General features: G+C 70.0%; 13 protein-coding genes, 2 tRNA genes and 1 pseudogene. 6 read left to right on the forward strand and 10 right to left on the reverse strand.

What is annotated here, in order from left to right; genetic code table 11:
- Positions 1-37: 37 nt before the first annotated feature.
- The 5 genes from H7F53_RS03290 to H7F53_RS03310 all read right to left on the reverse strand — a co-directional run bounded on the left by H7F53_RS03290 (position 38) and on the right by H7F53_RS03310 (position 2679).
- On the reverse strand, positions 38-577 hold the full coding sequence (locus tag H7F53_RS03290; protein WP_185678047.1) for a DUF4402 domain-containing protein: 540 nt from the start codon (positions 575-577) through the stop codon (positions 38-40).
- 85 nt (positions 578-662) lie between these two features.
- Positions 663-1172 (reverse strand): DUF4402 domain-containing protein, encoded by a 510-nt coding sequence (locus tag H7F53_RS03295; protein ID WP_185678048.1) that lies wholly within the window; start codon positions 1170-1172, stop codon positions 663-665.
- Positions 1173-1331: 159 nt separating this feature from the next.
- The gene (locus tag H7F53_RS03300; protein WP_221773539.1) at positions 1332-1919 is read right to left on the reverse strand and encodes a DUF4402 domain-containing protein; all 588 of its coding nucleotides are present in this window, start codon (positions 1917-1919) and stop codon (positions 1332-1334) included.
- Positions 1916-2473 (reverse strand): DUF4402 domain-containing protein, encoded by a 558-nt coding sequence (locus tag H7F53_RS03305; RefSeq protein WP_185678050.1) that lies wholly within the window; start codon positions 2471-2473, stop codon positions 1916-1918. The genes H7F53_RS03300 and H7F53_RS03305 overlap by 4 nt, the downstream gene beginning before the upstream one ends.
- A 129-nt stretch (positions 2474-2602) precedes the next feature.
- Positions 2603-2679 (reverse strand) — tRNA-Pro (locus tag H7F53_RS03310).
- Between the two features lie 167 nt (positions 2680-2846).
- On the opposite strand from H7F53_RS03310, the gene thyA reads away from it, so the two are divergent.
- The 4 genes and pseudogenes from thyA (at position 2847) to H7F53_RS03330 (ending at position 7615) form a co-directional block, all read left to right on the forward strand.
- Positions 2847-3806 (forward strand): thymidylate synthase, encoded by a 960-nt coding sequence (thyA, locus tag H7F53_RS03315; protein ID WP_185678051.1) that lies wholly within the window; start codon positions 2847-2849, stop codon positions 3804-3806.
- A gap of 123 nt (positions 3807-3929) precedes the next feature.
- Positions 3930-5243 (forward strand): 3-methyl-2-oxobutanoate dehydrogenase (2-methylpropanoyl-transferring) subunit alpha, encoded by a 1314-nt coding sequence (locus H7F53_RS03320; protein WP_185678134.1) that lies wholly within the window; start codon positions 3930-3932, stop codon positions 5241-5243.
- Positions 5240-6295, forward strand: coding sequence for an alpha-ketoacid dehydrogenase subunit beta (locus H7F53_RS03325; RefSeq protein ID WP_185678052.1), 1056 nt, complete (start codon positions 5240-5242; stop codon positions 6293-6295). Before H7F53_RS03320 ends, H7F53_RS03325 begins: the two co-directional genes overlap by 4 nt.
- 5 nt (positions 6296-6300) lie before the next feature.
- Positions 6301-7615, forward strand: a pseudogene (locus H7F53_RS03330) (dihydrolipoamide acetyltransferase family protein).
- Between the two features lie 9 nt (positions 7616-7624).
- Here the strand turns inward: H7F53_RS03330 and H7F53_RS03335 are convergent.
- On the reverse strand, positions 7625-8071 hold the full coding sequence (locus H7F53_RS03335) for a hypothetical protein (protein ID WP_185678053.1): 447 nt from the start codon (positions 8069-8071) through the stop codon (positions 7625-7627).
- Positions 8072-8251: 180 nt separating this feature from the next.
- On the opposite strand from H7F53_RS03335, the gene H7F53_RS03340 reads away from it, so the two are divergent.
- A tRNA-Asp gene (locus H7F53_RS03340) sits at positions 8252-8328 on the forward strand.
- A 133-nt stretch (positions 8329-8461) separates the two neighbouring features.
- Here the strand turns inward: H7F53_RS03340 and H7F53_RS03345 are convergent.
- The 4 genes from H7F53_RS03345 to H7F53_RS03360 all read right to left on the reverse strand — a co-directional run bounded on the left by H7F53_RS03345 (position 8462) and on the right by H7F53_RS03360 (position 10017).
- Positions 8462-8677, reverse strand: coding sequence for a DUF2842 domain-containing protein (locus tag H7F53_RS03345; RefSeq protein WP_185678054.1), 216 nt, complete (start codon positions 8675-8677; stop codon positions 8462-8464).
- Complete coding sequence (locus H7F53_RS03350) at positions 8677-9252, reverse strand: 5-formyltetrahydrofolate cyclo-ligase (RefSeq protein ID WP_185678055.1); 576 nt, start codon at positions 9250-9252, stop codon at positions 8677-8679. The genes H7F53_RS03345 and H7F53_RS03350 overlap by 1 nt, the downstream gene beginning before the upstream one ends.
- A gap of 241 nt (positions 9253-9493) precedes the next feature.
- On the reverse strand, positions 9494-9820 hold the full coding sequence (locus H7F53_RS03355) for a cell division protein ZapA (protein WP_185678056.1): 327 nt from the start codon (positions 9818-9820) through the stop codon (positions 9494-9496).
- Positions 9817-10017 carry a hypothetical protein gene (locus H7F53_RS03360; protein WP_185678057.1) on the reverse strand — a complete coding sequence of 67 codons (201 nt, stop codon included), beginning with the start codon at positions 10015-10017 and terminating at the stop codon, positions 9817-9819. The genes H7F53_RS03355 and H7F53_RS03360 overlap by 4 nt, the downstream gene beginning before the upstream one ends.
- A 189-nt stretch (positions 10018-10206) precedes the next feature.
- Between H7F53_RS03360 and tkt the strand changes: the two genes are divergently transcribed.
- Positions 10207-12186: a transketolase gene (tkt, locus tag H7F53_RS03365; RefSeq protein ID WP_185678058.1), complete on the forward strand. Its 1980-nt coding sequence runs from the start codon at positions 10207-10209 to the stop codon at positions 12184-12186.
- The last annotated feature ends 19 nt before the right edge of the window (positions 12187-12205 follow it).

Consider the following 12205-nt stretch of genomic DNA (forward strand, 5'->3'; position numbering starts at 1 on the left):
ACGGAATCGAAGGCAATGCTTCGTTCCCGCCGGCCGCTCACTGATACACAGTTTGCAGCGTGTAGGTGCCGGTATAGGTGCCCACCGCCTGGTTGGCGGCGAGGGTCAGCGTGCCGCCGACGCGGAGACGGAAGGTGTTGGCGGTTGGCGTCTGGCTGATCAGCTGCAACGAACCGGTGAGCAGGCTGACCGGCATGGTCGCCGCCCCGTTCGACAGGGTGAAGCTGCTGGGTCCGAACACGACGAAGAAGGTGTTGGGCGCCACGGTGACGGTGAACTCGCCGGCGCCAGGCCCGCCGCTGGTCTGGGCGATCGCCTCGTTGCCCGCTGCGCCGCCGGTCGTCGTCACCGTGCCGGCCGGGCTCAGCCGGACCGTGCCTGCGGAGGTCGGCTGGATGATCTGGCCGAAGCGCATGTCCGCGGTGTTGGCCATGCTCACCGGCTGCAACACGCGCGCCGCGGCCGAACCGCTGGCGAGCGCGACATTGCCGGTCCCGGCTTGGGCGGCCGTGGGGGCCAGACCCGCAACCGCGAGGCCGCTCAGTGCGGCGGCCAGGGCAAGGTGGCGAAGCTGCATGGGGGTGCGAAGCCGCATGGGGTGCCGGGAGGCCGCGCCCGACCGGATCCTGGTGGTCCGGCCGGGCGCGATCCTGCCGCAGTCCTTACTGGTAGGTCACCGTGACGGTGTAGCTGCCGGTATAGGCGCCGGCCGCCTGGCCACTGGCCACGGTCAGCGTGCCGCCGACGTTGAGCGCATAGGTGCCTGCCGCGGTCAGGGTGGCGCTGGTGCCGGCCGAGACGCTGAACGGCATGGTCGCCGGGGCCGGACCACCGGTCGACACGGTGTTGCCGGTCGAGGCCGCGATGTTGAATGCGCGGTTGGCCGTGCCGGTGACCGTGAAGGCGTCGGCGGTGGGGGTCGAACCCGTCACCAGCCCGACGTCGCCGCCGGCGGTGGCCACACCGGCGGCGGTGACGACCACGGTGCCGCCCGTTCCGGCGGTGAAGCTGCCGAAGTTCAGTGCGGCGCCGTTGGTGTGGGTGATCTGCAGCGGACCGACCACGGTGGCATTGGCGGTGCCGGTGGCGGTGGAGGTGTTGCCGGTGGCGGCCTGGGCCGAACCGCTGGCGAAGCCGGCGGCGAGGGCGGCCATGAGTGCAATCTTCTTCATCATCTGTTTCCCCGATCTGCGTCTCGGGCGCTAGGTTCCGAGAGCGCCCCAATCCTGCGGCGTCGCTGCTCGGCAACAGCGCCACGGTGCTCGATCTAGGGGATGACCAGTTAACAGCTGACTAAGTGCAAACTCCTAAGTGTTTTGTCGTCGCGTCATTTACAGATAGGTCACGATGACCGGGACTTGCGCGGTATAGTGGCCTTCTGCCGCGCCGGCCGGCAGGTGCAGCGTGCCGCCGACCTCGAAGTGGTCGCGGCCCACGGGCGAGAGCTCGCCGCCGCTGCCGCTGCGGGTACTGGCCGCGGCGATGGTCAGCCCGTCGATGCGCACCGGCACGGCGCCGCCCCCGCTCCCGCCGCTGGTGGCGGTGATGGTCAGGCTGTCGGGAACGACCACGCGGTAGCTGCGCAGCGGCTCGCCCTCGACCGCGAAGCGGGCGGGATGCGGCGCCGGGCAGGCCAGGGCGCAAACTCCGCTGGCGCCGCCGGTGTAGCGGGTCCCTCCGCCGAGCGGGGCGACGGCCACTGTGCCGGGGCCGCTGGCGGCGATGGCCACGGTCCCGAAGTCGAGATCGGCTTCGCGCGCCACGGCCAGCGGCGCGACGACCTGCGCTGCGGCCGAGCCGCTGGCGCTGGCCCCCGGCGCAGCCGCGGCGGGCGCGGCGAGCAGGGCCAAGGGCAGGACCAGGGGCGGGGCCAACGCCAGCACCGGCAGCACAGTGGGCGGGCGTCCGCGCCTGATCACAGTTCGGCCAACAGACGGGCGGTGACCTGCAGCGGGAAGCTGAAGCTGGCCGCGGTGGACCCGCCGCTCAGGGTCAGCGTGCCACCGACGCGGATGCGCGTCTCGCACAGCAGGGCTGCGCAGGGCGTCAGACGCAGGGTGCGGCTCTGGCCGTTCGTCAGGCCCAACAGGCCGGGCAGGTCGGTGGCCAGCCCGGTCAGGGTGCCGGTACTGCCATTGACCGTCAGCGGGCTGGCGGTCGCCAGGGTGACCAGCAGCAGCGCCGACCGGCCGGGGCTATCCGGGCGGTAGCGCAGGATGAATTCCGCCGCACCCTCGCGCGCGCCCGGCACGGCTGCCAGACCGCTGGCGGTGATGCGGCCATCGGGGGTGATCTGCTTGCGTGCCGCGCCGAGCACCACCATCGCCCCGAAATCGAGTGGCTGGACCACGACCAGTTCAACCGTCCCGGCGGCGGCCGGCGTGGCGGTCAGGGCCAGGCCCGCCGCAGCGATGCAGCCGATCCCCGCGCGGCGGTAACGCGAAGCGGGTGGATTGGAACAAGGGTGGCGCATCACGGGCTTCCTGAACGGCGTGGCGCACCATAAATGAAGTGCGGCTGCCGTCACTGGGAAATTGCCGGATGGTCCGGCACTGGGCGATCCCGCTGGGCCACGGCCCGGCATGGGGCGGCGGCGGTTAAGTGGTCGGGGAGAGAGGATTCGAACCTCCGGCCCCTGCCTCCCGAAGACAGTGCTCTACCAGGCTGAGCTACTCCCCGACCGGAGCCCCACCACAGGGGCGGGACAAGGCAGGAGCGCGCCTATAGTGAGCGTTCCGGCGGGTGGCAAGCGCTCAATCGCGATCGCCGCGCGAATGTCGCGGCACGGTGGAAAGCGGGTGGGGCGGCGGTTTGGCGCGGGCGCCGGGCGGGCTATCGTCCAGTCCATGGCAACCCGCGCGCAGCCGTCCGGCGATTCGGCCCCGCCCCACTACGAATGGCAGTACCTGAACCTGATGCGCCGCATCTGGGAGCAGGGTGACGAGCGCGTCGATCGCACCGGGGTGGGAACCCGCTCGATCTTCGGCGCCGAGCTGCGCTTTGCGCTGTCCGACGGCCAGGTGCCGCTGCTGACAACCAAGCGGGTCTACTGGAAGACCGCCACGCGCGAGTTTCTCTGGTTCCTTACCGGCGAGACCAACATCCGCCCGCTTTGCGCGCAGGGGGTCGAGATCTGGACCGACTGGCCGCTGGCCCGCTACCGCCGGGAGAGCGGCGAGGAGATTAGCCGCGACGCCTTTTCGGCGCGGATCGTGGCCGAGCCCGATTTTGCCGCGCGCTGGGGCGATCTCGGCCCGGTCTACGGCAAGCAGTGGGTCGACTGGCCGGTCTACCAGCCGCAGCCCGACGGCAGCTACCGCAAGGCGCCCCAGGGCATCAACCAGGTGGCCGCGCTGGTCGAATCGCTGCGGACCAACCCCGGCAGCCGGCGGCATATCGTCGAGGGCTGGAACGTGGCCGAACTCGACGCCATGGCCTTGCCGCCATGCCACAAGACCTACCAGTTCCATGTTGCCGATGGCCGGCTGTCGTGCCTGCTCTACCAGCGCAGCTGCGATGTTGCCTTGGGGCTGCCGTTCAATCTGTGGGGCGGCGCGCTGTTCACCCACATGCTGGCGCAACAGTGTGATCTCGAGCCCGGCGAACTGGTGTGGATGGGGGGCGACGTGCACCTCTATCTCAACCATGCCGAACTGGTCGCCGCGCAACTGGCGCGCCGGCCCGAAGGGAGCCCGCGGCTGGCGATCGGACGGCGGCCGGATTCGGTGTTCGGCTATCGCATCGAGGACTTCACCATCACCGGCTATGCCCCGCAGGGCGCCCTGTCAGCGCCAGTTGCTGTTTGACCGCACAGCGGTTGGAACCAGATTGACTTTCGGAGGCGGTGAAATAATATAACCGGAACGTGAAATAAATTTCGTGTCCCAAGAGGGCGGCGGTCTGCCGTCCGGAGCGCGAGGAGAGAGGCGATTTCCGGGTCCGACACTCCGTCCCAGCCATCCGCCAACGGCGGTCGCGCCCATAATCTGGCGCCGTTGCGGTTGCACGTTCCCGAGCCACCCCACCGCCCGGGCGACCCGGTGGACTTCCGCCATGTCCATCTGCCCGCCGCGGGCAGCCAGCCGCGTCCGGACGAAACCTGCCCGCCCGGCGAGACCCATCCGCTGTGCAACAGCCTGGTCCGCGTGCTGGATGACGCGGGGCGCGCCGTCGGCCCGTGGAACCCGCAGCTTGATCCCGCCAGTCTGCGCCGGATGCTGCGCAACATGGCGTTGACGCGCGCATTCGACGAGCGGATGTACCGCGGCCAGCGCCAGGGCAAGACCAGCTTCTACATGAAGTCGACCGGCGAGGAGGCGACCGCGGTGGCCGCCGCGATGGCGCTCGACTTCGAGGACATGGTCTTCCCCAGCTATCGCCAGCAGGGCATCCTGATCAGCCGCGGCTATCCGCTGATCGACATGATCAACCAGATCTACTCGAACCGCGCCGACCGGCTGAAGGGCCGCCAGCTGCCGATCATGTATTCGGCCCGGTCGCACAACTTCTTCACGATCAGCGGCAATCTCGCCACCCAGCTGCCGCAGGCGGTGGGCTGGGCCATGGCCAGCGCTAGCCGGGGTGACACGCGGATCGCCGCGACCTGGGTGGGCGAAGGATCCACCGCCGAAGGCGACTTCCACTCCGCCATGACCTTCGCCGCGGTCTACAATGTCCCGGTGGTGTTCAACGTGGTCAACAACCAGTGGGCCATTTCCAGCTTCTCGGGCTTCGCCGGGGCCGAGCGCGCGACGTTCGCGGCGCGGGCGATCGGCTACGGCATCGCCGGTCTGCGGGTGGACGGCAATGATCCGCTGGCGGTCTATGCGGCCGAGCGCTGGGCCGCCGACCGGGCGCGGGCGAACCTGGGCCCGACGCTGATCGAACACTTTACCTACCGCGCCGAGGGACATTCCACGTCCGACGATCCCGGCGCCTACCGTTCGGCCCAGGAGCGGGCGGAGTGGCCGCTGGGCGATCCGATCGCCCGCCTGCGTGATCACCTGGTCGCGCTGGGCGAATGGTCCGAAGCGCAGCAGGCGGCGATGGACCTCGAACTGGCCGAGGAGGTTCGCGCGGCGACCAAGGAGGCTGAGAAGAACGGCATCCTAGGGCACGGTCTGCACCATCCCTTCAAGACGATGTTCGAGGACGTGTTCGAGGACTTGCCATGGCACCTGCAGGAGCAGGCCGAACAGGCCATCCGCGAGCGACGGATCAAGTGGCCGGAGTGGAAGGAATGACCGTGGAGGAAGCCCCCGTGTCGTTGCAGGACGCCCCCGGCCGCCGGCTGACCATGATCGAGGCGATCAACGAGGCGCTCGACATCATGCTGACGCGCGATCCTGACGTGGTGATCCTTGGCGAGGATGTCGGCTATTTCGGCGGGGTGTTCCGCGCCACGGCCGGGTTGCAGAAGAAGCACGGCAAGAACCGCGTGTTCGATACGCCGATCAGCGAGGGCGGGATCATCGGCGTCGCGGTCGGCATGGGCGCCTATGGGTTGCGCCCCGTGCCCGAGATCCAGTTCGCCGACTACATCTATCCCGGGCTTGACCAGCTGGTGTCCGAAGCGGCGCGGCTGCGCTATCGCTCGGCGGGCGAGTTCATCGCGCCGATGACCGTGCGCAGCCCGTTCGGCGGCGGGATCTTCGGCGGCCAGACCCACAGCCAGAGCCCCGAGGCGCTGTTCACCCATGTCGCCGGGCTCAAGACCGTGGTGCCCAGCACCCCGAACGACGCCAAGGGCCTGTTGATTGCTGCGATCGAGGATAACGACCCGGTCATCTTCTTCGAGCCGAAGCGGATCTACAATGGCCCGTTCGAAGGCTATTACGACCGTCCGGTGACGCCCTGGGCCGAGCATCCCGACAGCTTGGTCCCCGCTGGCTACTACGCTACCCCCCTGGGCAAGGCCCGCGTGGTGCGCGAAGGCGAGGCGGTGACCGTGCTGGCCTATGGCACGATGGTCCACGTTGCCGGCGCGGTGTGCCGCGAGAAGGGGGTCGATGCCGAGCTGATCGACCTGCGGACGCTGGTGCCACTCGATCTGGAGACGGTGCAGAAGTCGGTGGAAAAGACCGGCAAATGCCTGATCGTCCATGAGGCGACCCGCACCTCGGGCTTCGGCGCGGAACTGTCAGCTTTGGTCCAGGAGCGGTGCTTCTGGCATCTCGAAGCCCCGATCGAACGGGTCACGGGCTTCGATACCCCTTATCCGCACAGCCTCGAATGGGCCTATTTCCCTGGCCCGGTGCGTATCGGCGAGGCGCTCGACCGGCTCTTGGGACACTGAACGACATGGGAACCTACACCTTCCGCCTGCCCGACATCGGTGAGGGCATCGCCGCGGCCGAGATCGTCGCCTGGCACGTCGCCGTGGGCGACCGGGTCGAGGAGGACGGCCGCCTCGCCGACATGATGACCGACAAGGCCACCGTCGAGATGGAAAGCCCGGTGGCCGGGCGCGTGGTCTCGCTGGCCGGGGCCGAGGGCGACATGGTCGCGATCGGCGCGCCGCTGGTGGTGATCGAGACCGAGGGCGAGGACGCCGCTGCAGGGGCCTCCGGCCCGCCGAGCGTCGTGGCCCCGGCGATCGACCAGGCGGTGGAACAGGTCGCAGCGGCAGCAGTCGAGGTGATGCCGGCGCTCCCCGTTCCGCCCGCGCCGTCAGTGGCTGAAACGGCGCCTCCGGCTCCCCAGCCGGAGCCGGCGCGCGAAAGCGGGCACGCCGCGGCCGCCAAGGTGCTGGCCAGCCCGGCGGTGCGCCAGCGCGCGCGCGCTGGGGATCGATCTGGGGCAGGTCCGGCCAGCCGAGGATGGCCGGGTCCGTCACGCCGATCTCGACGCCTTCCTCGCCTACAACGACGCCTACCGGGCACCGGGCGGAGCGCGCGCCGACCAGCAGGTCAAGGTGATGGGGCTGCGCCGGCGCATTGCCGAGGCGATGAGCGAGGCCAAGCGGCACATCCCGCACTTCACCTATGTCGAGGAGTGCGACGTCACCGCCCTCGAGGAGATGCGCGCCCAGCTCAACGCGGCGCGCGGGCAGGGCGAGGGCGCCCGGCCCAAGCTGACGCTGCTGCCCTTCCTGATCGTCGCGCTGTGCCGCACCCTGCCGCGCTTCCCGATGCTCAACGCGCGCTTCGATGATGCTGCGGGCGTGGTGACCCGCCATGGTGCGGTCCATTGCGGGGTGGCCACCCAGACCGATGCCGGGCTGATGGTGCCGGTCATCCGCGATGCCCAGAGCCGCAATCTCTGGCAGCTGGCGAACGAGATCAGCCGCCTGGCAGGGGCAGCGCGCAACGGCACGGCCACCTCGGCCGAGCTGGGCGGCTCGACCATCACGATCAGTTCGCTGGGCACGCTGGGCGGGATCGCCTCGACTCCGGTGATAAACCGGCCCGAGGTGGCGATCCTTGCCCCCAACCGGATCGTCGAGCGGCCGATGTTCGTCCCCGACGGGATGGGCGGCGAGCGTGTGGCCAAGCGCAAGGTGATGAACCTGTCGCTCAGCTGCGATCACCGCGTGATCGATGGCTGGGATGCCGCCAGCTTCGTGCAGGAGCTGCGGCGGGTGATCGAGACCCCGGTCCTGCTGCTGGCCGACTGAGCCGCGGCGTCAGCGCACGATGGCGCGGTAGGCGATCCGGCCGGCCGCCGAAGGGCTGGCGACGCGCCAGCGCACGTGGGTCACGTCCTGCGCCAGCACGAGGCGCCCGGCCGCGCGAAGCTGGCCGAGCCGTCCCCAGGTGCGGCCGCCGTCGGCCGAGACCTCCTCGGTGCCATCGGCGGTGCCGTCGAACTGGACCGTGCGGGGCAGGGGATTGACCAGGGTGAAGGCGCCGCCCGGGCCGGGCCGCTTCCACGAGACGATGGTCACGACCCGGTCGCCCCGGCGCAGCTGGTCGGAGCGTTCAAGCACGCGATTCGCCGCGCCGAGATGCTCGACATAGACCGCGCTGCCGACCGCCACGGCGGGGGGTGCGACCATGGCCGCCTCGGCGGGCGCGGGGGCGAGCAGGACCGTGGCGAAGCCCAGCGAGGGCAGGAGGCGAAGCGCAGGCATGATGGGCGAGAGATCCCTTGGTGGGGCATGATTGCCCTGCGCGGCAGTCTCGCAGCGAGCTCCCAAGGAATGGTTAACGGCCGGGTTAACCATGATCGCGGCGCCCTTTGGCGAAGCGTGCTGATCGCCTGTTGACAGCCCCGAACGGCTCCCCTAGAGGCGCGGCTCCCCAAGGGGCACGCGGGTGTAGCTCAGTTGGTTAGAGCGCCGGCCTGTCACGCCGGAGGTCGCGGGTTCGAGCCCCGTCACTCGCGCCACTTGGGGTTTTCCATCAGATCTGGAACGCTGGCGGGCCCCCTTGCGGGGCCCGCGTCGCGTGGGTGGCAGGCCGTGCTGGCGGCACGTTTCAAGCGAACAGTGTCAGCGGCGCGCCGCGCCGCGCCGGGACGATCAGCCCCAGCGGCCGGTTTCCATCCAGGTCAGGAACCGGCGCAGCGGCATGATCCAGACCACGCCGAGGATCAGGTAGACCGGGGTCTGCAGCAGGGCCGACCACTGCCCGACCAGTCCGGGCACATAGCGCGCGATGATCAGGCCATAGGCGACCAGCGCCACCACCAGGGCGAGGATGCCGACCGGGATGCGCCATGTTGGTTCCTGTCGCATCAGTCCTGCTCCTCGTAGATCCGTGTCGGGGTGACCACTGCGGCCAGCGCCCGGTCATGGGCTTCCAGCGGCAGCGAATCGCACAGCTGGATGTCCCAGGCGAGCCCGATCGGCAAGGTGGCCGGATGGTCCGCCAGCCAGCGATCGTAATGGCCACCGCCCTGGCCGAGGCGCTGCCCGTCGGCGGTGAAGCCGAGCAGCGGGACGAAGGCCACGGCGGGCACCAGTTCGGCCGCCGATTCGTCAGGTTGCAGCGCGCCCCAGGGACCGGGGACGAGGTCCGACAGGTCAAACGGATCGCGCCAGGCGCGGAAGCTCATCGGGGCCGCGCGGTCGGCGAACCAGGGCAGGGCAAGGTGGCGGCCGTTCTCGAAGAACCAGCGGGCATAGCCGCCGGTCGGCGCCTCCACCGGGTTGGCATGGTAAAGCCCGACCACGCTGCCCACCGGCACCCGTGCCGCGACCGGGGCGGGTGGACGCAGCAGGATCAGCCCGCGCACCGTTTCGGGCAGGGCCTCAACATGGGCGCGGCGCGCGGCGCGCAGGCGGGTGCGAAGGGCGTGCTTTTCGTCCACGGGGGCTCCGGAAGACAGGCGGGGCTCAGGCCCGCCGGACAGGACGGCGCCGGCCCGTGGGGCCGGGGCGGGGTGACGGGACCACCATGGGCCGTTGCCGGGAAATCCTCTGACGCCTCGACGTCAGGTGGGGACCGTGTAATCCGGACCAGGGCCCGGGCAGGGACAGCCCCCTTGGATTGCTTATAGCCTCAGGGATTTTCATGCGGCTCGCACCGGGCAGTACCCGTCACCGCTCAATCTAGGCGTCGCCGGCCAGGGTCTCAAGGTCCGTCGCACATTTTTCCAGGGCGGCGGCCAGCGCCTCGATCCGGCCGGCCAGCTGCGGGTCCTCGACCGGAACCGGGGCAGCTGGCGCCGCTCCGCCATGGCGGATCTCGTGCAGCTCGTCCGCCAGCAGCAGCGCGGCGAACAGCAGCATGCGTGTTTCGGTCTGTCCGGCGACCCCGCCCATGGCCTGCAGCTTGCCATCGATCAGTTGGCCGAGCCGCGCGATGTGCGCCTCCTCGCCCGCGGCACAGGCGACGGTGAAGCTGCGGCCGCCGATCTGGAGGGTGACGTTGCTCATGCCGCGGCGCCGCCATCGTCCGGAGTGGCCAACATCCGGTCGAGATCGCGCAAGGTTTCGGCGATAGCCTGGCGCAGCCGGTCGTTATGCCGGGTCTGGTCGGCAAGAGTGATCGCCACCCGGCCCCGCGCGGCATCGATCCGGCGCAGGGCCTGTTCGGCACGAGCCAGGGCTTTTTCGGTTCTTTCGCCGCTCATCCGGTCCTCGCTAACGCAATTCACCAAGGGGTCAATGTGCTGTTCCTTCGCGGGAATACCGCGTGACCATGACCGCCGTCCACGGGTCTCTCCCGGTCGGGCGCAAACTTGACGCGCCCGGGCCCGTCCGCGAAAGGGCGCACGACGAATCGCCGGCGCAAACCCGCGCGTCGCAGGAGCCAGGAACGCATGAGCATCGACCCGTCCCGGCTGGGGCCAATGGCCAACGCCATCCGCGCGCTTTCGATGGACGCGGTCCAGGCGGCCAACTCGGGCCACCCCGGCATGCCAATGGGCATGGCCGACGTGGCGACGGTGCTCTACAGCCAGTTCCTCAAGTTCGATCCCGCCGCGCCGAAGTGGTCCGACCGTGACCGCTTCGTCCTCTCCGCCGGCCACGGCTCGATGCTGGCCTATTCGCTTCTTTACCTCACCGGCTATGCCTCGCCGACCATCGAGGACATCCGCAAGTTCCGCCAGATCGACAGCGTCTGCGCCGGTCATCCCGAGAACTTCCTGATCCCCGGGGTGGAATGCACCACCGGCCCGCTCGGGCAGGGCTTCGCCATGGCCGTCGGCATGGCGCTCGCCGAACGCCACCTTAACGCCACGTTCGGCGCTGACCTGGTCGATCACCGGACCTGGGTGATCGCCGGCGACGGCTGCCTCATGGAAGGAATCAACCACGAGGCCGTGGGCCTGGCCGGTACGCTCAAGCTCGGCCACCTCAATGTGCTGTGGGATGACAACAAGATCACGATCGACGGCGATACGGCGCTGTCGACCAGCGAGGACATTCTCGGCCGCTACGCCGCGAGCGGCTGGCACGTCACCAGCTGCGATGGCCACGACTTTGCCGACATCGCCCGCGCCCTGGGCGAGGCGGTGGCCGATCCGCGCCCCTCGCTGGTGGCCTGCCGCACGGTGATCGGCAAGGGCGCGCCCAACAAGCAGGGCAGCCACAGCGTCCATGGGTCGCCGCTCGGCGCCGACGAGATCGCCGCCGCGCGCGGCGTGCTGGGCTGGACCGCGGCCCCCTTCGAGGTGCCCGCCGAGATCCTGGCCGACTGGCGCGGGCTCGGCGCGCGCGGGGCCGCCGCGCGGGCCGCCTGGGAGCAGCGCGCCGCCGCCTCTGACAAGGCTGCCGAACTGGCGCGCCGCATGGCTGGCGACCTGCCCGCGGGCGAGGATGCGGCCCAGGCCTTCGCCGCCTGGCTTGACGGCGCGCAGAAGGTCGCGACGCGCAAGGCGTCCGAGATGGCGCTCGAGGTGCTGACCCCGCTGGTGCCGGAAATGGTTGGCGGTTCGGCCGACCTGACCGGGTCGAACAACACCAAGACCAAGGCCACCGGCCCGCTGACCGCGGCGGACTATGGCGGCCGCTATGTCTATTACGGCATCCGCGAGTTCGGCATGGCCGCGGCGATGAACGGCATGGCGCTGCACGGCGGGGTGATCCCCTATGGCGGCACCTTCCTGGTCTTCGCCGACTACTGCCGCAACGCGATCCGTCTGTCGGCACTCCAGCACGCCCGGGTGATCTACGTGCTCACCCATGATTCGATCGGCCTTGGCGAGGATGGCCCGACGCACCAGCCGGTCGAGCACGTGATGAGCCTGCGGATGATCCCCAATCTCAACGTGTTCCGTCCGGCGGACCTGATCGAGACGGCCGAGGCCTGGCAGCTGGCGGTGGCCGCCAAGCACACGCCCTCGGCGCTGATCCTGACCCGGCAGAACCTTCCCCAGCTCCGCACCGCGGCCAACAGCGGCGGCGAAATGCGCTCGGCGCGCGGCGCCTACCGGCTGGTTGCGGCAACGGCCGCGCGCCGGGTGGTGCTACTCGCCACCGGCTCCGAGGTCGAGCTGGCGGTGAAGGTCGCGGCGGCGCTCGAGGGCCGGGGCATCGGCGCGGATGTCGTCTCGATGCCGTGCTGGGAGCTGTTCGACGCGCAGGACGCGGCCTACCGCGCCGACCTGCTGCCGGCCGATGCGCTCAAGGTCTCGATCGAGGCCGGGGTCACGCTTGGCTGGCAGAAGTACGTGGGCGAGGGCCTGACCATCGGTCTCGACCGGTTCGGCGCATCGGCCCCGGCCGAGGTGCTGTTCGACCATTTCGGATTCTCGGTCGACAAGATCGTCCCGCAGATCGTGGATCGGCTGAACTAACCACACGACATCCCAGGAA

The sequence above is a fragment of the Novosphingobium piscinae genome (assembly GCF_014230355.1).
Taxonomy (GTDB): Bacteria; Pseudomonadota; Alphaproteobacteria; order Sphingomonadales; family Sphingomonadaceae; genus Novosphingobium; species Novosphingobium piscinae.